This is a genomic window from Acinetobacter sp. TAC-1 (assembly GCF_029025845.1).
In the GTDB taxonomy this organism is placed as follows: Bacteria; Pseudomonadota; Gammaproteobacteria; order Pseudomonadales; family Moraxellaceae; genus Acinetobacter; species Acinetobacter guillouiae.
Genome location: NZ_CP118892.1, coordinates 3,041,116 through 3,063,348 on the forward strand (window position 1 = coordinate 3,041,116; position 22,233 = coordinate 3,063,348).

Here is a 22,233-nt window from a genome sequence, read left to right on the forward strand (position 1 = left end):
TGATAGTTAAAACGATTTGCCTTCACTGCTTGACCAAGACGGCATGAGGGTATTGGATGGCAAATCTTCATCCAGTAGTTTTTGAGCAGTTTCTACACCAGCAACGGGTAGCCCTTTAGGGTTGAGTAATCCAATTTGAACCAGAACGGATGCCTGATCCCAGTAGATATGTTCATGGCAGAGTTTTGGGCCACGGAACTGAATCACACCCAGCATAGGAATCTCAACATACTTTCCTGTTGGCGCGACGCCCGGCAGTAACCAGTCAATTTCACTGTCATGGGTAAAACTCATAATGAATTCATCCACCACCTGTGTTGAACCGACAGTGCGTGAGATCGACGTGATCTTCATATCTTTTGGATTTTGATGAACGAAGTGGTATTGATAGAAGCGGGCAAGTTGGCTATATCCCACACCACCTGTCAAGGTTGGAATATGATTGACATAGGGTTGCGCCACCATGGTTGCCATAGTGGCAGGCACATCGCGTGTATCAAATTCATAACGGATATGCGCTTCCCAAAGTGCAACCAAATCATAGACTGGTCCGATACTTTGATGCAGTGCGGTAATACTGCGTTCATGGGCAAAACGTGCGGAAGGTTTGTGATAATGTTCGCTGTTTGGTCGGGCAAAGGCATGATCTACACCCTCATAGACATAAGCCTGAACATTGCTATATTGGGCGGCAGCATCCAGAATCTTCTGGCGTGCCTCTGGCGGTGTAAACTTGTCTAATTCAGCAATATGTAAAACTACTCGCCCTTTGGCATTTTCAAGTTCATCGAGTGTCTTCTCGATTCCTACCCCGTAATACCCCACAGCACAGGCCACTTCAGGAATACGGCAACCTGCCAGATACGCCAGTTTTCCACCCAGACAATACCCGACGACACCCAATCCAGCACTGGCATCGCAACTCTCTAAAGTTTTAAGAAAATTTAAGCTATCTTGAATATCTTCGACACCTTGATCTTCATCATAATGTTGATAAAGCTCGAAGGCTTTTTGAAAATCTTGCTCGGTATAACCCAGTTCAATGCGGGGTGCAGTCCGCCAGAATAAATCTGGTACCAATACGGTATAACCTTCCTCAGCCAAAAAATCAGCCTTGATACGCATTGCTGCATTCACACCAAAAATTTCCTGACACAGTACAATTCCAGGCCCTTTTCCGCCCTCTGCAATTGCCAAATACCCAGCAAATGACTTCCCTGTTTGTGTTTTTACTTCAATATATTGACCTGACATTTCATCCACTCCAGACCTAACCGTTAGCGTTATCATGTCTGTGAAAGGTATTTAACGTCTGTCCAAAATCTGCGAGGATTATCCAATCAGTGCGGAATACTGTGAAAGATGAAAACTCAAGCCATAAAATTTATTTTTAGAAATCATTAGCTCTTTTTCATAAATCAAAAAATGAGCATATTGAGCGAATCGTTTTGATATTGAAATTACCTTTGGGCTGAGGCGAGGATGAGAGGGCTTTTATATTGAATTATGGTTTTAATAAGGACTTATGATAGAAGCTGATTGCCACTTTTTATAAATGTCTTGTCATCTACTATTCTGAACAACATTATCTTAAACAAGATTTTTCTCACCACATCAATAAGCCATAGTTAAATAAGTAAATCTGCAATTTTGCAAAAGTTCTCAATAGAACTCATTGTTAAAGTCCATCTCTCTCAGCAATACATTGCAACAATACCCTGTTGTTCAGTAAGCTATGTTCAACACTACCTGTAATGCACGCTTCTGTGCGATTCGTCCCAACTTCTATAAAGCTGATTCTACCAAGCTGAGTGAATCTATTAGACATGGTTTCTGATTTATTAAATTCTAATATGCACCTTGCATTTTCTGACAACAATCAAGTTCGTGTAGTAACGACTTTTTCTGAACTTGTAAATACGACATTTCAAGGCGAGATAAATGCTATTTGTTGGAACAGAGATTTGCTGGGTGATTTTAAAGAAATTGTGTCTAAACTTGAATTAAAAGAAAATATTACCGAAGTTTCCACTGAAGATCTTTTAGCACTACAACTTTCAGAAAAAGGTATTCTGGCAAGGGACATCATCTTAAGCGATATACAACTATTAACTGATTTCGGCGCTTCGCCTTCACTGAATTTACTTAAACATTATGAACGGGACCAAGATCTGGATTTCATTTCTACAGATGTATATTCGTATCATGTTGATCGTTCGCCCATTGAAACAGATACTTTTTTATGTACCTATCATGGCGCTGCCAGTGACATCATCTCCAATGATCAAGTGGAACAAAAAATTTTGATCCCAGAAATCAGGGAACAGCTTAAAGCATTACATGACGGTCCTGAAACGGAATTTGAAACCTTTCTGCAAGAGTATTTTTTTGATCTGCATTACCAGCCGAAACCCAACTCAGAACCTGTAAATTTAGGCTCAGGACATCTTTGGCGCTTAGCGGTAGATCATCCAACACAACAGGTTTTACCTTGCGTTCATCGAGCGCCCGTTGAAAAGGATGGCGAGTATAGGTTGTTATTAATTTGTTAGATCATGCCCCAATACAGCGAATAAGTAGAGAAAAATTGCCTCTTGATATGACAAGTCTAAAAAGAATGATCAAAACACGCACTTGTAAATAAGGCTGTGTAATTCTATTTTAAAATAATCAACGACTCGCACTTTAAGCAAGAGACTAAAGTGGTTTATTAAAGCTTTCCCATTTTGGAAAGAATCAGGTTAAAAGCGCGAATATATTCACAGATTATATTTTTACTCGATTCTTGGTTTCACTTGGACTCTCTCCAAATTCTTCACGATATTCATGCGAAAAACGACCCAAGTGATTAAATCCCCAATCAAAAGCTAATTTTGAAATGGAAATATTTTTATCCATAGAGGTACTTAAGGTCTTATAGACTTGTTGTAAACGATATCTACGTAAAAAAGTCAAAGGACTTGTTCCATAGTACTGTTGAAATTCAGCATATAATTTAGACTTTGATACGCCAGCTAATCTTAGCAAATCTTCTGCACGAATCTCTTCATGGGCATACTTCTGAATATAGTCGCACACCTTACGTAAGTATTCTGGCGCTTGTTGATCAGATAAGGATCTTAACAAGCTTGAATAATTATTTTCTTGCGAGAGTAATAAAGCTTTAATCAGGAAATTTTCATAATCCTCTGACCAAAGTTGTAAGCCCTGCATACTTTTGTATTGAGATCGCAGCAACAAAAAATGATCAATATTTTGCCACCACATCCCGATCCCCTGATCTATCTTCAAACTCATTTCAGGATTGAAAACCACGGGCTCTTCAACAGACCGACGTAGTAATTCGCCTAACACCTTCTGCATACTTTTTTCAGGAATAACCACTTGATATTTTTTACAATCTTTATCAATCGCTAAATCCTGTAAATCTGCATTAGATAAAATTAGCCCTTTATCCGCACTGGAAATGTAATTGGTGCCATTGATTGCTAAAGTCTGCTTACCTTGAATCGGCAAGCTAATACTATATGCTCTTAAATTAGACGTGTTAATGAGTACATTTGCACCATAGCTGATCTTACCGATCGCCATACGCTTGTGGGGTAATCGAATCCCTTCATAATGGAAATCTAAGACATTTCGACCGCATGTATCTAAATGATGCTCCCCACATATTGAGGACATTAAACTGTGTGCAAATTCTGCCTGACGGGAATAGTGATTTAGATCCATCTCTTGGCTTAGTGATAACATATTCTTTTCACCTAGCTAACGCTCAATACTTATTAAGGGGCAAATTACGTGCCAATTCCTTTACTTAAAATATTAAGCTGTGTTTATCCATAAACAATGTAGAAAATCAATTTTGTATCTTTCTTTATAACAAATTTAATTGAGAACTTATATACTATTTGAGTATGAAATTATTACTAAAATAAGTCCCCTTACAAAAACTCTCCAGCATTTTAAAATCTGACTACAACGTAAAAAACATTATTTTCTTTAGCTCGTGATTAAAAACATATGCATATATTAAAATATCTAAAAAACCAACATTCCCATCATTTATACTGCATATTTAAGCCATCCTCAACATAATAAAAAATTATGAGGCTATTGACTCTAATTCACCTTAACTTGTAGCGATACTCAATATAACCTGCAATACTTATCATTATTTATTAAATCTTACATCTAATACTCAAAATTATTTAAAATAATTCGACCTCTATTGAATAAATCAAAAAATAAGTATATTAAGAAAATCATACTGCTATTCAAAGTGCCTTCTCCACGTTAAAGAAGGCGAGGATAATGGTCTATATGTTGATTTATGCTTTTAAAAGAACTTATGTAACAAAATAGCTGATAATTACCATTGATAACGAAGCCTAAATAAATGCAGATCAGGCGTTGCTTTACTATCACTGGTATATAATCGTTCATAGTCAAAACCAATACCATAATTAAAGCGCAAAGCCATACCTACTCCCAAATCACGCCTTGAAAAATCTTCACCTTGCGTATATTTAATGTGATCACCCATAACATAAGGCTGTATCGATTGAATGCCATAATTTTGTACTTTAAACTTATATCCTGCATAGTATTCAATACCATAGGCTTCAGTATCCAAATAATGTTCTAGAACATAAGGCGCTGGCTGATTGCGCGCAAGATTATTCGGCACTAAGTTCTTATACCATCCTGCTCCCACTCCCCACATCCACTGACCATCAAAATAATATAAAGCTGTAGCAATTACATGTTGGGATAGATCATGATTATCTTGTGAATCCGATAAACTGACTTGATTATGTTTATAAGAAGTTCCCCAATTTAAATTTTTGCTCAAATGAACATCCGTTGCGATCTCTTCACCTGATTTCAATTTATAGTGGAAGTTGTTCAGTGATGTTTCATCTCCAAATAAGTACGCTGCATAAAAATCAACATATTGATTTTTCTTTTCATAACGTAATGTTTTACTTGAAACTAAGGTTCCATCAAAAAATGAAAAAGGACTCCACGTAGAAACTTGGCCCAACATATCGTAATCCCAAAGATCTGTTTTCACTCCAACGACATCATGGTAAATGCTATACATTTTACCAAACTTTAATGTGCCATATTGAGAATTTTCCATACCCACATAGGCTTGAATCGTTGTGAACTCTTCATCATTCTTGGCATAATGACCATCCCAATCCAAGATTTTTGGCAAATTGAAATAATTTTGATACCCTACAATTAAATGTGTATTTTCATTCAATTTATAATCAAGATCTAAATACATACGGCTCGCAGCACTATAACCATTTCTACGATATTTTTGACTTTGATTGTTCGCATTATATTCATCAAAGTTTAAAGCTTGTAAGCGCATGCTCCCATGTGTTTTAACTGTCAAACTATCTTGATCAGAAAAAATTTGATCTTGATTAATCAGCTCAACTTCAGCAAATACTGTTGTTGCATTTAGTATTACCCATGTGAAACAAGCAATTTTTAATGTATTTTTTAACATTTCTACATCCTTGTTATTCAGATTTAAATCGTTAGACTATCCTTTCTAACCATCATGAAATTTATAACAATTAAATATTATCCGTGTATTTCAATGTAATATTTAAATTATGATTAAAATTTTCTGAAATTTTTATTCATTCAAATCAGAACTTCAACAAGCATAATATTACAATCACATTTACGGCAAAATATTCAAAGCATCAATATTTTAGAATTACTTATACTACTAGAGTGTTTTTAATAATTTATTCAACAACTCCCTATTAATGTGCGGATTATTAAAACCCAATATCACATTTATTAGAAATTTTAGAAAAATATATTAATACGACTTTAGGATCATCTCATCGATTTTATGTGTTATTAAGAACCAAATTCCTCTTGGTTTATTCTTTTCAAAAAAACCGAAATGGATAACCAATTCGGTTTTAGATTGCATATCGTCATCAAACTATTTTTTATGAATATTCCCTTGATTCTGAATAAATTCAGCAATATTAATTACATCAAGATCCTCACTCGCATGGACAGGACCTTTAAACTCACGCCCAGCTGTTGTTTGTAAATATTCACTATTAATTTTTTCATTATCGGGCCAAATATGGTTCAATACCAATCCCTTAGCCCCCATTTTCGTAGCAAATGCACCTACACCTAAGGTTGCTTTACGATTACGAGGATCTGTTCCTGAAATAATCGCTGTATGACCATCTAAAATCTGTGTCGTCATGGTTTTTTCTAAAGGTGTACCTGCAAACACTGCTACAGCTGCATTTACATCCATCACTTCATTAATCAAAATGTCGGTATTTTTACCCAAACGAAGTAAATTTTCATTTGGAGCAGTATCACCACTAAATGTGACCGATCCATATTTAGTATCAAAGCGATAAGACCAAGCTGGATATACCAGTGGATGCTGAGCCAATGCTGCAGTCACTCTTACATAATCATCTTGATAGACCTGTATCGGGTTCATCACAGGTGACATATTGCTAGGACTGGCATTTTTAGGTGCAGGTAATGCCATAATGTTTAACATCCCTTGCCCATTTGTTCCGGTCAAATCTCGTGGTTGATCATCTGCACGACGTACTGTATGAATTGCATTATTCATATCATAGGCATTCGCAGCAAAATGTAGCTGCATTAATTCTTTAATGCCTGGCGTTGGGTCTTCAGCATGGATTAATTTAGTATTTGGTAAATGACCAAATCCAGCATCATCACCTAATTTACCATTCGAGTCAGCACGATCTGGTCCAACCAATGCAATTTCTTGTTTACCATATTTCCAATTAGGGAAGTTAACATTCACAAATGGATACAGATCATCCACATGATCAGAGTGCAAGTGTGTAATAAAAATTCCACGCACATCGCCAAAATTCAGACCACTTTCATAAAAGCGTTGTACCAAACCTGATCCTGCATCAATAACATAGACTTGACCATCTACAACCAGCGCTGTTGATGTCGCAGCCCTTAGACTTGGGAAAGGTCCTGCTCTAGTCCCCAACATAACAAGGTACATTCCAGTGCGTGGCGGTGGAGTCGCTCTAACTCGTTTAGCTTGACGCTGCAAGTAACTTGGTGTCGCACTCTTTAAACTCTTTGATTGTGTATCAGTACGATTAAACGCTTGTTCATCTGCGGCAAAACTCAACTGGCCAATAAAACAAGTGGAAATAGCAACACACAAATATTTTTTTAAATTTTTCATATTAATTCCCTTTATATAAAACAGTCTTTAAAAATCACAGCACATCATTTTCTGTAATTTCATCGATTACGGTATTTTCAAAGCAAAACTATTGAGTTGATAGCGTTAGTTTTCTATTAATCTCAGCCAGTAAGAGAATCCTTCACTTAAGGTTTTACATTTTACTCATCATAATTTTAACAATCATTTTTGAACAATCTTTCTAATTTTTAGGTTAATTACAACGATATTTTGAATAAAATTTAAATAATAATGAAAAATTACTGATTATATTCTATTTTATAAATACCATCCTATTCACGGGGTCTAGCTCACATTATGCTACTCAGCTATATAAAAACTTAATGTCATTAGACCTCAATAATTTGCTTGATGTTTAACATGCGATCTTGCATTGTTATAAGGCTATTCCTTACCACCCATTCCACGCTTTAATAGACAGCGAATTGTTTTAATATTATTCCATTCGTTCAAGAAATTTTCTTTTTAAACCAATAAATTATTAATAGAACCATTAAAAATGGAATACCAAACTGCAATGTTGATTTAAACTCATCGGTAAACCAAGTGGTAATCGTAATGCTAAATATACTGATCAAACCTAATAATGAGATAAGCCGACTTGCTGGAATTTTAAATTTCAGTACTGTTTGATGGCTTGCAAGATGTTTTCGGAAAAATATATGTGTTACAAAAATACTTCCCCAAGTAAATAATGCACCAAACATGGAAAGTGCAATCATGATAGGAAATGCTGACTCTGGATTAATGCTATAAACTACACTCGCAACTCCAATCCCTATGGCAGAAAGCATTAATGCATTTATGGGCACACCATTGCTGCGGATTTTTCCAAAGATTTTTGGAGCATCTCCTGCACGTGATAAACTAAAAAGCATACGGGTAGAAATGTAGAGCATACTGTTCATCGCTGAAAGTGCGGCCACAACAACAATAGCGTTTAAAATACTGTCCGCATATGGGATACCGACCAGTCTCATGACTGTGACAAACGGACTGGTTGCATCTTTTCCAATCAATTCAGTCCATGGTACTAGTGTCACAATTAAAAATAGTGACAGTAAATAGAATAGAATCAACCGTACAGCCGTACTCTTAAATGCATATTTTACCGCTTTTTCTGGATCAGCAGCTTCACCTGCTGCCACAGCAATCATTTCAATACTGAGATAACTAAAAATAGAAATAATGACACCAATCCAGACCCCACTAAAACCATTTGGGAAAAATCCCCCATGACCAGTTAAATGAGCCGTGATATGGCTTTGCTCAGTATTTTGCGTGAGAATTCCAATTGCGAGTAATATAAATACAATAATGGCAAAAATCTTAATGGTAGAGAACCAATATTCAACCAATCCAAAGGCTTTAACACTATAAGCATTAACCGCAAGCAAAGTGCCTGAGAAAAACACGATCCAGAACCAAGCATGAACATCTGGAAACCACATTTTCATATAATCAGCGACAGCGGTAATTTCAGTACCAACCGCAAGAACCATACAAGCCCAATAACTATAACGCACTAAGAACCCAGCTAATGGACTAATATAATGTTCTGCATAAGCTCCAAAAGATCCTGAGGTCGGGTGCTGAACCGTCATTTCTGCAAGACATGCCATCAGTGCAAAAGCGATTAATCCACCAATAGCGTAACTGACAATAACTGCAGGACCTGCATAACTAATCGCAAACTTACTCCCCATAAATAAGCCAGTACCAATCGCACCACCAATGGCAATCATACTCATTTGCTTTGCAGTCAATTTTTTATGTAGGCCCGATTCCCTAGTTTGAATTTCATCAAAATTATTCATAAACCCCTCCTGGGTAAATGTATTTTTGTTTATAAAGCAACTTAGATTAAGTGACTTGCCCGCGAACTTGATATTCGCTGTTCTCCCATTCACCTAATATCATGACTTGCTTTAGGTGCTGTACAGCATCCCAAATATCAACAAAACCGAGATATAGAGGGGTGATTCCAAAACGTAATACTTCAGGTTCTCGATAATCACCTATTACCCCGCGCTTAATTAATGCTTGGATAATCTCATAACCAAATTGATGCTTATAACTCACATGACTACCGCGATGTTTATGCGCAACTGGGGTAATCATTTCGAATCCAAAGTCAGCGCATTCTTGCTCAACTAAAGCCATGAATAAATCAGTCAGTTTTAGCGATTTTGTTCGAATTTTCTCCATACTGGTATTGAGGAAAATATCTAAACCACACTCAATGAGACTCATTGAAATAATACTTTGAGTTCCACATAAATAACGACGAATACCTACGGCTGGTTCATAGTTTTGAGCCATATCAAAAGGTTTGTTGTGCCCCCACCATCCAGATAAGGGTTGCCAGAACCTATTGTGATGCTTCGGATTAACCCAAAGTAAAGCTGGAGAGCCAGGGCCACCATTTAAATATTTATAAGTACATCCAATCGCAAAATCACTATCTGTCTGATTTAATTCAATCGGAACAGCACCAACAGAATGACAAAGGTCCCAAATAATCAAAGCACCTTGAGCATGAATTTTTTGGTTAATTTCGTTCATGTCATACAAATAGCCAGTACGATAATTCACATGTGAAAGCACCACCACAGCAACATCGTTTTGATTTAAGAGTACATCTAAGTCATTTCCGTTTTCAATTAATTCCAAACGATAGCCTTGATGAATAAGATCCAAAAATCCTTCAATGATATAGATATCCGTTGGAAAGGCATCCTTCTCAGCAATAATTACTTTACGTGAAGCATCCTTTTCTGCTTGAATTTTCACAGCTGAAGATAAGACCTTAAAAAGGTTTAATGTCGTTGAATCGGAAATAACCGTTTCACCTGCATTTACACCAATTAATTCAGCAACTTTATCTCCCAAACGCGTAGATAATCCCCACCAATCTGCGGTGTTCCAGCTATTAATCAGGTCATTACCCCATTCTTGAGAAATAACCTGTTGTGCTAAATCTAATGATTTGGCGGGTCGAGCACCTAATGAATTACCATCAAGATAAATAACATTTGTTGGAAGTGAAAATTCGTTTTTAAATTGTGCTAGTGGGTCTTCCTTATCCCAAACTTGACATTGTTCACGTGTAATCATGTTTTCTCCTTTTGGAAATCGTCCTTTATTTAGTTAAATATTATCATGATGAAAATATGATTTATTCGATATTATCTAGTCATTTTCTTATATTTTGATATATAATTCTAATTAAGTGGATTATATTTGAAGGATATCCCATCATGGATTTAGATGTTATTGATCTTAAAATTCTAAAACTGTTGCAAGAAGATGCACGCTTAAGCAATCAAGATCTGGCTGATCTTGTGCACTTATCTGCTTCTGCTTGTCATCGTAGAGTAAAGATTTTGGAATCAAATGGAATTATTGAAAAATACCAAGCGAAAATAAATTATGCAAAATTGGGTATCAAAATAGAGGCAATGGTTGAAATCAAGTTGGCTCATCTTACAGATGAAGATCATCACACCTTTATGACTCAAATTAGGGATTTTGATGAAGTAATCAACGTTTATATTATTACTGGCGAATCTAACTATGTTTTGTGGGTAGCAACAAAAGACCTAGATTCTTTTTCTCAATTTATCATCAATAAGCTCAATAAGATTAAAGGCATTATGAATATAAACTCGAAGATCGTTTTGAAAAAAGTGGTGCAAAAGAGTTTGATTTAAAATTTACTTAGTTGAGCATCATAACGACTATCTAACACCACAAAGGGTTCAGCAACCTCCTCCCATATATGGTTTAATTAAATACATATTAAAACCATGAACCAAAGTAATTTTTTAAAATTTTTAAAGAATACCCTAAGATGTATAATTTTTAAGCAACCAAAAGCTTTCGTCTAATGAGCTTGAGTATTTTTTAAGAAGTTTCATTTGCTCATTTAGAATATTGTGAACCTGTTTACGTATATTTTTTATTATTTGTTAGCATGATGTTTGATGAGCTGAAATACCAAACGGGCGCCCATAGCATGCAACGTTACTTCTTTTAGAAAAAATATAAAATGAACTTTTCAAATTAAACCCAATCGACAATCATCATAAGTGCCAAATGCTATCTGTTAACAGTTTGACTTCCTCGATATCGTGAGTCACATATAACATAGGAATTTTAATCTCATTCTTTATTTGTTGAAAGAATGGAATAATTTCAGCTTTATGCTCTGCATCCAATGCAGATAAAGGTTCATCTAATAGCAGAATATTCGGCGAATATAAAATCGCACGCCCCAATGCCACACGTTGTTTTTCGCCACCAGACAGATGTATTGGCATTCGACCAAGCAGATGGCTCAGCTTTAATAATTCAACGATATAGTCCAACTCAAACTGACGTCGCTCAACATCGATTCGGTTATATCCAAACTTTAAATTCCCCATAACATTTTTATGTGGGAATAATTGGGCATCTTGAAAGACTAAACCCACACGGCGTTTTTGAGTGGGGATATTTATTTTTGTTTTATGATCAAACCAAGTATCTTGGTTCACTTTGATCCAGCCTTGTTGTGGCGTACGTAAGCCAGCTATCGCATTTAAAATGCTGGTTTTACCTGAACCAGAATGTCCAAATAATCCCACAACACTTTCATCAGATTTAAATTGCTGATTTAAATTAAATTTATCAAATTTCAAGATTATTTTAAAATCAAAATGCATTACGTTAACTCTGTTTTTTCTTTTGATAGCGGTGAAACCACTGTGCAAACCATAATGCCAAAAATGCCACAGTCAATGAAATCATAATCAGACGTTGCAATGCATGATTCATATCAGGCTGTTGCATCAAACTATACATCGCAAGCGGTAAAGTTCTGGTTTCACCTTCAACATTCCCCACAAAGGTAATGGTTGCGCCAAACTCTCCTAAACTACGACAGAAACATAAAATTGCACCAATTAAAATACCGCTACTCGCTAAAGGCAAGGTCACATGCATAAAAGTTGAAAATGCAGATGCACCTAAAGTTTTTGCAGCCATTTCTAGCTTTTGATCAACAAGTTCAATCGCCAGACGAATCGATTGTACCAATAATGGAAATCCCATCACTGCCGAGGCCAAGACTGCACCTTTCCAATTAAATGCAAAATCTAGGCCGAACTCCGTTAAATATTTCCCTAAGAAGCCACGATTACCAAAAACTTGTAAAAGTAAAAAACCTGGCACAACTGGCGGTAACACCAAAGGTAAAAAAATCAATGTTTCAAATAATGATTTTCCGAAAAAATCTTTACGTGCCAAAATCCAGCCAACGATAATGGCTGGAATCAAGCTAAAAATCAGACAAAAACCAGCAACTTTACAAGAGAGTTTTAAGACTTCAATTTCTGCTGGTGACAGTACATCAAACATAACCGATTTCTAATTGAGAACGCTAAAGCCATATTTTTTAAATATAGTTTTAGCTTCATTACTTTGTAAATATTGATAAAACTTAACAGTTTCAGGGGTCGGTTTTACCATCCCCATTGGGTAAACAATTGGTGTATGCGTGTTTAACGGAAACTCAGCAATAACCTTAACGTCTGGACTAATTGCAGCATCAGTTAAATAAACAATCCCCACATTACATTCACCACGTGCCACAAAATTCAGTGCAACGCGAACATCTTCAGCTTGAACTAAACGCGGCTGAATTTTTTCCCACCACTGCAATGAGGTCAAAGCTTGCTTCGCATACTTTCCAACAGGAACACTTTTGGTATCGCCTGTACAAAGCTTGCCTTTAAATGCGGTGGTCGGGTCAAAGGACGGAGTCATTTTGAATTGTATGTTTTGATTTTTCGGGCTAATCAATACCAAACGATTGCCAAGTAGATTCTTTCTATTTTTAGGGTCAATCAATTTTTTATCTTGTAAATAATTCATCCACTGCTCATCGGCAGAGATAAACAAATTGGCTGGTGCCCCTGCTTCAATCTGTTTTGCCAGTGTCGATGAACCGGCATAAGATGTTTTAATTTTTATATTATTTTTCTTTTCATATTTTTGATCTAGTTCTGCTAGAACATTGGTTAAACTGGCTGCAGCGTAGACTGTGATTGTATCTTCTGCATAAGCATGGCCCATAGCAAGCAAACTTAAACTGAATAAAATTTTTTTCATCGACATCTTCCTTTGAATAACAAAAAATTGATCGCTAAGCATTACTGACTATAAAGGACGAAACCGTCACCCCGACAAAAGCTTGCCAATGTGAGACCTGAAGCTTGTGCCATCTCTATTGCCAGACTGGTAGGCGCAGAAATTGTTGCTAGTAATGCGATATTTAATACAACACACTTTCTAATCAGTTCATAACTTGCTCGACTGGTCATCACCACAAATCCTTTTGATAAATCAAAGTTCTCTGCTGAGATATGGCCCAGTAATTTATCTAGCGCATTATGTCGTCCAACATCTTCAAAAATAGCATGAATGATCCCCTCCACAACCCAAGCAGCAGCATGCGCTCCGCCAGTCACAGCAGTAATCTTTTGCTGGTTTTTTAATTGTTTGATTGCGTTAGGAATTTCTCTTAACCATTCTGATTGAATTGTAGAACTAATTTTTGGTAATGAAAATTGAAGTTGTTGAAGACTTTCTATACCACATAAACCACATCCTGTTCTACCAATCAGCATTCTGCGATGTTCTTTTAGTGCCATAAAAGCTTTTGATGAAATTTTCATCTCAACCTGTATACCAAAATTGTTGTGAATAATATCAAGCGAGTAAAGTTCTTTTAAACTTGCAATTATTCCTTCAGAAAGGCTAAATCCTTTTGCAAACTCTGCGATATCAGTTGGTGTAGCCATCATCACCGCATGAGATATACCGTTATAAACCAATGCAATCGGATATTCTTGAACAACCTGATCAAACTGAACATCTGTTTTATCTTGATCAAATCGTGTAATTTGAACTGACGCATAACCTGAAAATTGTGGTTCCAACTTGAGCTTTCCTTACCATTCAGGATAGCAACCATAGGTTACTATCCAATTTCATGTTTCCTGCACTAAACCAGTAAATAATTAAATCTCAACCTTTTTTTCTGCATTCTCAGGATCGACTTCAGTAAATAAATTGAAGTGCTCAGGTGCATCGCCAGCATGTAAAATAACAGGAACACTTTTTGAAGCTGGAATCTTGGCATATTGATCATGACTTGAAAGCGCAACCAGTGGGTTGGTTTCAGGATAATAGGCGGCCAGACTTCCTGGTGGAATGTTATAGGGAACGATTCGGAAACTTTTCACGACTCTTTTTACCCCATCAGAGAATACACTTTCAATATCAACCCATTGATCAGCAACAAAACCAGCTTCTTCAATATCTTGTTGATTTATAAATAATACACGGCGCTGGCCAAACACACCTCTATAGCGGTCATCTAGGCCATATAAGGTCGTATTATACTGATCATGCGAACGAATCGTCATTAAAGTGTAGACTTTACTCTTTGTATACTGGGCAGAAAATTGATTTTCTTGATCGTTATAGACTTGGGTTAATGGCGTAATCAGGAATTGTGCTTTACCCGCGGGGGTATTCCAAACTTTAACATTGGCAGGATGAATAAGATGGAAACCACCCGGTTGATAGGCTCGCCCATTGAAATCTTTAAATTCCTCAAAAACCTCTTCAATAGAATCACGAATACGATCATAGTCCTCAACATACCAACGCCATTTAATTTTAGAGTCAGGTAACGTCGCTTCAGCCATTCGTGCAACAATATCAGGTTCAGAAAGCAAGTTCTTTGATGCAGGTTCATTGCGTCCAGCGGACAAATGAACATTACTCATTGAATCTTCAACTGAGATCGCCTGATTCCCTTTCAGTTGCTTATCAAGTTCGGTACGACCCAAACATGGAAGAACCAAGGCGTCTTTACCACACACGAGATGGCTACGATTGAGTTTTGTTGCGATATTTACCACCAGTGAGCAGCGTTTTAGCGCTTCTTGAGTATATGGGGTGTCAGGTGTCGCAACTGCAAAATTCCCACCTAAAGCAATAAAGACTTTAACATCGCCCTCATACATCGCTTTAATCGTTTCTACCACACCATAGCCATGTTTACGTGGCGATTTAATGTTGAAAACACGATCAATATCATCCAACATTTTTTCACTTGGTAATTCATTGATTCCCATGGTCCGATCACCCTGCACATTACTGTGCCCACGAACTGGACATAGGCCTGCTCCCGGACGACCAATCTGTCCTTTCGCCAAAAGTAAATTAGCCAACATATGAACATTTGCAGTACCGTGTCTATGTTGTGTTATGCCCATTCCCCAACAAAAAATTGAACGCTCAGACTCGCAAAACATTTTAGCAATTGATTCTAAGTTTTCTGGAGAGAGGCCTGAATACTGATAAATATCACGCCATTCTGTTCGGTCAACTTCTTTTAACATTTCATCAAAACCAACGGTATTCTCAGCAATATACTGCCGATCAAATACCCCCGTTTTACCTGTGAGTATTGCCTGCTTATCCCATTCGTGAAGATGCTTCATCATCCCCAACAAAAGCGCATAATCTCCGCCAATTTTCGGCTGGAAATAAAAACGACTAATGGGCGTACTGCCATTCGTCATCATCTCAATTGCTGCTTGAGGATCCTGAAAACGCTCTAACCCACGTTCTTTGATTGGATTAATCGCAATAATATTTCCACCTCTACGCGATACTTCACGTAAAGTTCCTAACATTCGAGGGTGGTTGGTACCAGGATTATGCCCAAAACTAAATACCGTATCCGCTTGATCAAAATCATCTAAAGTAACGGTCCCCTTGCCAAGCCCAATTGAATCTTTCAAACCAATACTGGTGGTTTCATGACACATATTTGAACAATCAGGGAAATTATTTGTTCCATAACTTCTGACAAATAACTGGTACAAGAAAGCCGCTTCATTGCTTGCCCGACCAGACGTATAAAATGCTGCCTGATCTGGATGATCCAAAGCTTGAAGATGTTGAGCGATAAGCTTAAATGCATCATCCCAAGAAATTGGGATATACTTATCTGTAGCCGCGTCATAACGTATTGGATCTGTGAGGCGCCCCAAATCTTCGAGGTAAAAATCATTTTGCTCAGCTAACCAACTCACCGTGTGATGCGCAAAAAATTCTGGAGTAACTCGTTTACTGGTTGCTTCGAATGCAACAGCTTTTGCACCATTTTCACAAAAATTAAATACGTGCGTATCTTTTTTCTCAGGCCATGCACAACCAGGACAGTCAAAACCTGTCGGCTGGTTAATATTCATTAATGTAATTGAGCCTTTGGCAAAGACTTCTTGCCTTTTTAAATTTCTAGCAACACTCAACAAAGCGCCCCAACCACCAGCTGGGTGCGTATAGGGTTCGATACGCGCGAAATTGGTATTCTTCTGAATATGGCGTTCTTGGCCTTCTGTTTCAGGTTTATTTTGTTCTAAATCGTTCATTTGAGTGCCCTCTTTAATGGCTTATCTGATTAAAAAATCAGCTCAAGAAAAAATTCATTTACTTTACATGGTAACTTTTCATAATAATCATTCATCATTCTTATAACTTAAGCTGCTTAATTTACAACGACTTAATGAGAATGTGAATTCAAATGAAGATGTTTATGCGAAACATCGTCATCTTTTCGGATACAACAGCCAGCGACATATTCACTGGAACCATCTGAGTAAAACTCTTCCTTCCAGACTGGAACTTCATGTTTTACACGTTCTACAGCCTCTTCACACGCCATAAAAGCTTCTCTTCGATGCGGCGCATAAGCCACTGCGATGATTGCTTTGCCTCCGATTTCTAGAGCGCCAATTCTATGAATGACCTGAATATATGATACTGCATATTTGTTTTGTATTTCTTGCTCAATTGCACGAATCATTTTTTCAGCAATGGGCGTATAAGCAGTATATTTTAGTGCCTTAACACTGCGACCTTCATGATGATTTCGAACCGTTCCAATAAAAATTCCAATACCACCACACTCAGGAAAATCATCGATGGTTTTAAAATCATCTAAACTCAGATCCGTTTCCTTAATCCGAAATCCATTTGTCATGTTAGCCTCCTGCTACAGGGGATAATAAAACCAATGTACAATGGTTTGTTAATCGATGTCGACGGGGAATAATTTCTTCACCAATCGCACATGCGCACTTCTCTAAAAGACTAGCGCAATCAGGATATTGATCAGAAATTTGCTGCAAAATTTCTGAGACCATACTATTTTCAACACAAGAAAAATTTAAATCTTTAGGTAACAGTCTTTCAATTGCACCATAAGTTTCAATCTTAATTTGAATCTCTGCCATTTAACACCTTTACTTAACCATAGCGCCACAATGAGTATTTAGGGTGAACTAACTTGATTTTGAATGACTGAATATATGTAATTCTTCACGGTATAGTCTTAACTCCTGTTCTGAATTAATGCTATGGAAACTTATAGGACTTTCGTATTTAACGACTTGTGGCTTTAAATCATCAAAGCACTTTCGAATACTTAATTGCTCGTTAGCCAAATGCTTTTCAAGCGTAGCTAAGCTGTCTCTTTTCAACAAGCAAAAGGGGTAAAGGTTTTGTTCGTTTATAGAGATAAATACAGCTTGAGAATTTTCTGCCTCCAATAAAGTTTGATGCATTTTTGATAAGACATCTTTAGGGATAAAAGTAATATCACAAGGAATAAACAGAATATAATCTGTAGTTACATGTGCCCATGCGCTTTTCATTCCCATTAATGGCCCTAAAAATCCCGCCTGATCATCTGAAAAACAGGCTATTTCAGCGATGATCTCCTGATAAACAATACAGTCCTGATGACTATTTACCCAAATTTTCGCAACCTCATCACAAAATTGACGATAGATTTTAAGCAGTTGCATTTCATGATCAAACTGCTGCAAAAGTTTGTTTTTACCTTGCATCCGTCTAGCTTGACCACCAGCTAAAATGACTAAGTCAGTATTTGGATATTGAGACATTTTATTGTTACCCAAGCGTATCAGACTCAAAATACTAAAGACGAATGAACTCAATGAATTTGGGGCAATTTTCAGTATTGTTAAACACTGGAATTCGACCAATGACATTCGCTTCACTTAAATTACTTAGCATATGCGATTGCTGTTTTTTGAGTTTTGAAACACTAAGTTGCCCTTGCTCATCAACATTCAGTTTCATACGCAACAGTTGTTCTCGACTATCACCCTTTACAGCTTCGCTTAAGCTTGCCTTCTCCCATTCTGGTTTGGCTTCTTTTAAACCTTGCATTGCTTTAAGCAAAGTCAACACATGGATTTCTAAACAAATAAATACTGCTGCTGGATTACCCGGCAACCCTAATAAATAGGAAGACTGGTTTGGTTTTTTATATTCAGCAAAATAAATCGGTTTGCCTGGTTTCTGAGCAACTTGCCAAAAAATTTCATTTGCCCCTAATGCAAGAGAAACAGGACGAATCAAATCATAATCTCCAACTGAAACCCCGCCAGTCGTGATAACTAAATCGTAATGATCTAAGGCATTTGCTAAAGCCTTTTTCAAGACAATTTCGTCATCTATCACATGTTCTAAATGGATCGAGTAAAAACCTCTTTCCTTCAACCATGTTAAAACCATTGGCGAATTCGCATCAAAAACCTGAGCGCTATTATCAAGACTTTTGCTAACTTCATCGCCTGTAATCAATACAGCAATACGAGGACGGTTAAAAACACTGACCTCTTTTACCCCTGCCATACTTAGTGATGCAACTAAGCCACTTTTTAGATATTGGCCCTGCTTTGCCAATATTGTCCCAATAGATAATTCTTCGCCTTGATAACGAATATCCGTCCCTTTGTTAAGCGCTTGATTTAAGCTAATTCGGCTATCTAGTTTAGATACTATTTCTTGTCTGGCAACCGTATCAGCCGAATCTGGCAATTTACCGCCTGTAAAAATTCGAACACATTGTCCAGACTCGATCTGAACATCTTCTTCAATACCTGCGCGTATTTCTCCAACCAATTCAAACACGGTAATACCGGCAAGAATGTCTTCGCTTTTTAAGGCATAGCCATCTACTGCACTCTGAGTAAATAGAGGTAATGCAATCTCAGACAGAACATCTTGTGCCAGATAATGTTGATGTGCTTCTACCAGTGACAGAGTCTGAACCGCTCGCGGTTCAACCGTAGAATAAGCTGCCAATGCTTGATCTAAACCTATTAATCCTTGACCAGAACAACTCATTCATAACCTCCTGGGTGTGGTAAGTCTCGACATACATCAAAGATATGCACCAAAGCAGGTAAAATCGCTGCCATAGATTCAGAAGCGCCACCACGACTGCCTGGTAAAGTAATGACCAATGATCGGTCAATAAAACCAGCAACACCACGAGACATTGCAGCATAAGGTGTCCGTCTTTGACCAAAAGCACGTGCTGCTTCCATCAGGCCATTCAGCTCTCGTTCCAATAATGGTTCTATCGTATCGACAGTAATATCGCGCTTACCTATGCCTGTCCCACCCACCGTAATGATGCATCCATAAGATTGCACCAATTCTGAAATCAATTGTTTTAGTTGCAAAGGCTCATCAGCGATGATTTGATAGTGAATTGGATCAAATCCAGCCTCAGTTAAGGTTTCAACCACAGAACGTCCCGCTGTATCAGGTTTTTTGCCAGAAGCGACACTATCTGATAACACAATGACCGCAGCTGATACAGCTTGTCGAAGATGACGTTTATAGTGCGATTTCCCGCCCTTTTTCAATTCAAGTTTGCAATGACCAATCATCAGTTCATCTGGTTCACAATGCGGTTTCAACATGTCATAAATCGTAAGCGCAGCCAGACTTGCGGCAGTTAAAGCCTCCATTTCAACACCAGTTGGCGCAATCGTTTCTACGGTTGCCGTAATCTTGACGCGATCTGCTAGTATTTCAAAATCGACATCAGCTCGATAAATAGGTAAAGGATGACAAAGCGGAATAAGCTCATCGGTACGTTTGGCTGCAAGAATCCCTGCGATTCGTGCTGTTTTTAGTGCATCGCCTTTTTCAGTATTACCCTCTGCTAATAATTGTAAACAATGCGGAGGCGCGAATAACTCTGAACTTGCAGTAGCAATACGATAACTCTCAGGCTTCATGCCTACATTTTTCATAAAAAACCCTGTCAATTTAAATAATATACAGCTTCACAATAAACGATTCATTTCAAATAAAAAAAGCATATACAATTCTATCTCTATGTATAAAATCAACCGCCAATAGAATGCATACTAATCTTACGAATGGGTGCAGCTTGGTAAGCAATATAGCCTGCCTTTTTTTGCCAAACCGTATCCAAAATTGTTGCTATCAATTGTTTTCCCTGAGCTTTATCCAATAAATGTCGGACAGAAATACCTGTATTGGCAAACAAACATGTAAATAACTCACCCGTCGCGGTTAAACGCAAACGATCACAACTTTGACAAAAAGGCTTGCTGATGGTGGAAATAATACCCAGTTTAAAACCTTGATTGAGTGTATATATTGTGGCTGGGTTATTATTTCGCTCTAATTTATCGATGCGAAAATGTGGCGAAAGTATATTGATAATGTCATCCTCAACCACGACTTTCTCACGCTTCCAATGCTCAGGTTGATCCAATGGCATGTATTCAATAAATCGTAGTTCAAAGTCATTTTGATAAGCCCACTCAGTTAATGACAATATTTCCTGATGATTCTCTCCATAGACCAAAACACAGTTGAGTTTAATTGGGATATTTGCAGCTTTTGCCGCCTCAATTCCTTTTAATACGGGTGTTAAGGTTTTTTGAGTCATTTTAAAAAAAGTGTCTGGATCAATACTGTCTAAACTTATATTTAGATCATCAAGCCCAGCTTGTTTTAGCTCAACTGCATATTTTTCTAAATAATAAGCATTCGTCGTCATTGAGACACGCTGTAAACCTAATGGTCTTAACGTATTGAGCGTATAAATAAAATTAACCAGCCCTTTTCGCATCAACGGCTCGCCACCCGTTAAACGAATTTGAGTAATGCCAAGCTTAATCATCACTTCACAAAATCTATAAAGTTCTTCAAAACTTAAAATATCCTGTTTAGCTAACCAGCTCGGATGATCAGGCATACAATAACTGCATTTAAAGTTACATCGATCAGTCAACGAAATTCTTAGTTTTCTTTTGTGTCTTTGAAACTGATCAACTAATTTCGATTCAGGTAAATGTGCTGATAAAATAGATTCAAACTGGCTTTTTGTTTCAGAACTTATGTTTACAGAGCTTTGTTTTGATACCTTCATCATTTTATTTCTCAGCCCTTAAAAACAGTTTTGCTTCATTAAAGTTGCGTGGCAAAAATAGATAAACCAGTAATAACACCTAATCTAGGTACCCTACACCTTGCTCATTCAAAGCCTAATCAACCTTTCTTATTAAACTTTGTTGTAAAACCAGTCCGTATGACCTTATTCAGCAATATCATTCACAAATCAACAAGCCCATATCTAAAACCTATCATACAAGCCATTCATCTTCTACTGTCAGGCCTTGATAAATTGATGAAATCTCTCAATAGCTTTGATCCAAAACGTGATCGTATACACAAGCCAAAGGCAAATATGAAAGAAACCAAACTTATTTTGATACAGCGTCTCAATATTGATTAATATTCAGGTCATTGTTTTTATCACATTTTTTATTAATTCCAATTCCTAATCATCTCGAATATGTCTATCCTTTTAAATGTTATTTCCAGTCTGCTCTACCTTATACTCAACTTAGCGAATAAAGCTGAAAGGCAAAAATATCAGGAAATCGCTCCACAAGCGATTCGGTTAAACAGAACACTCCATTTTCTTTTTGTTGCTAATTTCCGCACTCATCTTCGGATTCCTTTTTGTGAATCAG

19 protein-coding genes are annotated in these 22,233 nt (G+C 37.2%); 2 read left to right on the forward strand and 17 right to left on the reverse strand.

Features of this window, described 5'->3' with window-relative positions; translation table 11 throughout:
• Positions 1 to 6 precede the first annotated feature (6 nt).
• Positions 7 to 1,254: a dienelactone hydrolase family protein gene (locus PYV58_RS14160; RefSeq protein WP_004820381.1), complete on the reverse strand. Its 1,248-nt coding sequence runs from the start codon at positions 1,252 to 1,254 to the stop codon at positions 7 to 9.
• 599 nt (positions 1,255 to 1,853) lie between these two features.
• On the opposite strand from PYV58_RS14160, the gene PYV58_RS14165 reads away from it, so the two are divergent.
• Complete coding sequence (locus PYV58_RS14165) at positions 1,854 to 2,552, forward strand: DUF1826 domain-containing protein (RefSeq protein ID WP_034614214.1); 699 nt, start codon at positions 1,854 to 1,856, stop codon at positions 2,550 to 2,552.
• A gap of 214 nt (positions 2,553 to 2,766) precedes the next feature.
• Here PYV58_RS14165 and PYV58_RS14170 read toward each other — a convergent pair whose 3' ends face one another.
• The 5 genes from PYV58_RS14170 to kynU all read right to left on the reverse strand — a co-directional run bounded on the left by PYV58_RS14170 (position 2,767) and on the right by kynU (position 10,390).
• Positions 2,767 to 3,753 carry an AraC family transcriptional regulator gene (locus tag PYV58_RS14170; RefSeq protein WP_034614151.1) on the reverse strand — a complete coding sequence of 329 codons (987 nt, stop codon included), beginning with the start codon at positions 3,751 to 3,753 and terminating at the stop codon, positions 2,767 to 2,769.
• 619 nt (positions 3,754 to 4,372) lie between these two features.
• A complete protein-coding gene (locus tag PYV58_RS14175) occupies positions 4,373 to 5,527 on the reverse strand; it encodes a porin (RefSeq protein ID WP_034614149.1) in 1,155 nt (384 codons plus the stop codon).
• A 453-nt stretch (positions 5,528 to 5,980) separates the two neighbouring features.
• Positions 5,981 to 7,252: an MBL fold metallo-hydrolase gene (locus PYV58_RS14180; RefSeq protein WP_034614145.1), complete on the reverse strand. Its 1,272-nt coding sequence runs from the start codon at positions 7,250 to 7,252 to the stop codon at positions 5,981 to 5,983.
• A 470-nt stretch (positions 7,253 to 7,722) separates the two neighbouring features.
• Positions 7,723 to 9,090, reverse strand: a complete 1,368-nt coding sequence (locus tag PYV58_RS14185; protein ID WP_034614144.1) for an amino acid permease — start codon at positions 9,088 to 9,090, stop codon at positions 7,723 to 7,725.
• A 46-nt stretch (positions 9,091 to 9,136) separates the two neighbouring features.
• Positions 9,137 to 10,390 carry a kynureninase gene (gene kynU / locus PYV58_RS14190; protein ID WP_034614141.1) on the reverse strand — a complete coding sequence of 418 codons (1,254 nt, stop codon included), beginning with the start codon at positions 10,388 to 10,390 and terminating at the stop codon, positions 9,137 to 9,139.
• A gap of 143 nt (positions 10,391 to 10,533) precedes the next feature.
• Between kynU and gigD the strand changes: the two genes are divergently transcribed.
• Positions 10,534 to 10,986, forward strand: coding sequence for an Lrp/AsnC family transcriptional regulator GigD (gene gigD / locus PYV58_RS14195; protein ID WP_004721649.1), 453 nt, complete (start codon positions 10,534 to 10,536; stop codon positions 10,984 to 10,986).
• 372 nt (positions 10,987 to 11,358) lie between these two features.
• Here gigD and PYV58_RS14200 read toward each other — a convergent pair whose 3' ends face one another.
• The 11 genes from PYV58_RS14200 to moaA form a co-directional block, all read right to left on the reverse strand.
• On the reverse strand, positions 11,359 to 11,979 hold the full coding sequence (locus PYV58_RS14200) for an ATP-binding cassette domain-containing protein (protein WP_034614138.1): 621 nt from the start codon (positions 11,977 to 11,979) through the stop codon (positions 11,359 to 11,361).
• 4 nt (positions 11,980 to 11,983) lie between these two features.
• Positions 11,984 to 12,673: a molybdate ABC transporter permease subunit gene (gene modB / locus PYV58_RS14205; protein ID WP_004820372.1), complete on the reverse strand. Its 690-nt coding sequence runs from the start codon at positions 12,671 to 12,673 to the stop codon at positions 11,984 to 11,986.
• Positions 12,674 to 12,682: 9 nt separating this feature from the next.
• Complete coding sequence (gene modA, locus PYV58_RS14210; protein WP_034614135.1) at positions 12,683 to 13,426, reverse strand: molybdate ABC transporter substrate-binding protein; 744 nt, start codon at positions 13,424 to 13,426, stop codon at positions 12,683 to 12,685.
• A gap of 41 nt (positions 13,427 to 13,467) precedes the next feature.
• Positions 13,468 to 14,256 (reverse strand): formate dehydrogenase accessory sulfurtransferase FdhD, encoded by a 789-nt coding sequence (gene fdhD / locus PYV58_RS14215; protein WP_034614133.1) that lies wholly within the window; start codon positions 14,254 to 14,256, stop codon positions 13,468 to 13,470.
• A gap of 81 nt (positions 14,257 to 14,337) precedes the next feature.
• Complete coding sequence (locus tag PYV58_RS14220) at positions 14,338 to 16,767, reverse strand: FdhF/YdeP family oxidoreductase (protein WP_051671017.1); 2,430 nt, start codon at positions 16,765 to 16,767, stop codon at positions 14,338 to 14,340.
• Positions 16,768 to 16,898: 131 nt separating this feature from the next.
• Entirely contained in the window at positions 16,899 to 17,378 is a 480-nt protein-coding gene (locus tag PYV58_RS14225; RefSeq protein ID WP_034614131.1) for a molybdenum cofactor biosynthesis protein MoaE, read from the reverse strand.
• Between the two features lies 1 nt (position 17,379).
• The gene (locus PYV58_RS14230) at positions 17,380 to 17,631 is read right to left on the reverse strand and encodes a MoaD/ThiS family protein (RefSeq protein ID WP_004820361.1); all 252 of its coding nucleotides are present in this window, start codon (positions 17,629 to 17,631) and stop codon (positions 17,380 to 17,382) included.
• Positions 17,632 to 17,679: 48 nt separating this feature from the next.
• A complete protein-coding gene (locus PYV58_RS14235; protein ID WP_034614128.1) occupies positions 17,680 to 18,303 on the reverse strand; it encodes an NTP transferase domain-containing protein in 624 nt (207 codons plus the stop codon).
• A gap of 34 nt (positions 18,304 to 18,337) precedes the next feature.
• Positions 18,338 to 19,555, reverse strand: coding sequence for a molybdopterin molybdotransferase MoeA (locus PYV58_RS14240; RefSeq protein ID WP_034614126.1), 1,218 nt, complete (start codon positions 19,553 to 19,555; stop codon positions 18,338 to 18,340).
• Entirely contained in the window at positions 19,552 to 20,475 is a 924-nt protein-coding gene (moaCB, locus tag PYV58_RS14245; protein WP_034614123.1) for a bifunctional molybdenum cofactor biosynthesis protein MoaC/MoaB, read from the reverse strand. The genes PYV58_RS14240 and moaCB overlap by 4 nt, the downstream gene beginning before the upstream one ends.
• A 95-nt stretch (positions 20,476 to 20,570) precedes the next feature.
• The gene (moaA, locus tag PYV58_RS14250) at positions 20,571 to 21,629 is read right to left on the reverse strand and encodes a GTP 3',8-cyclase MoaA (RefSeq protein WP_034614120.1); all 1,059 of its coding nucleotides are present in this window, start codon (positions 21,627 to 21,629) and stop codon (positions 20,571 to 20,573) included.
• Positions 21,630 to 22,233: the final 604 nt, after the last annotated feature.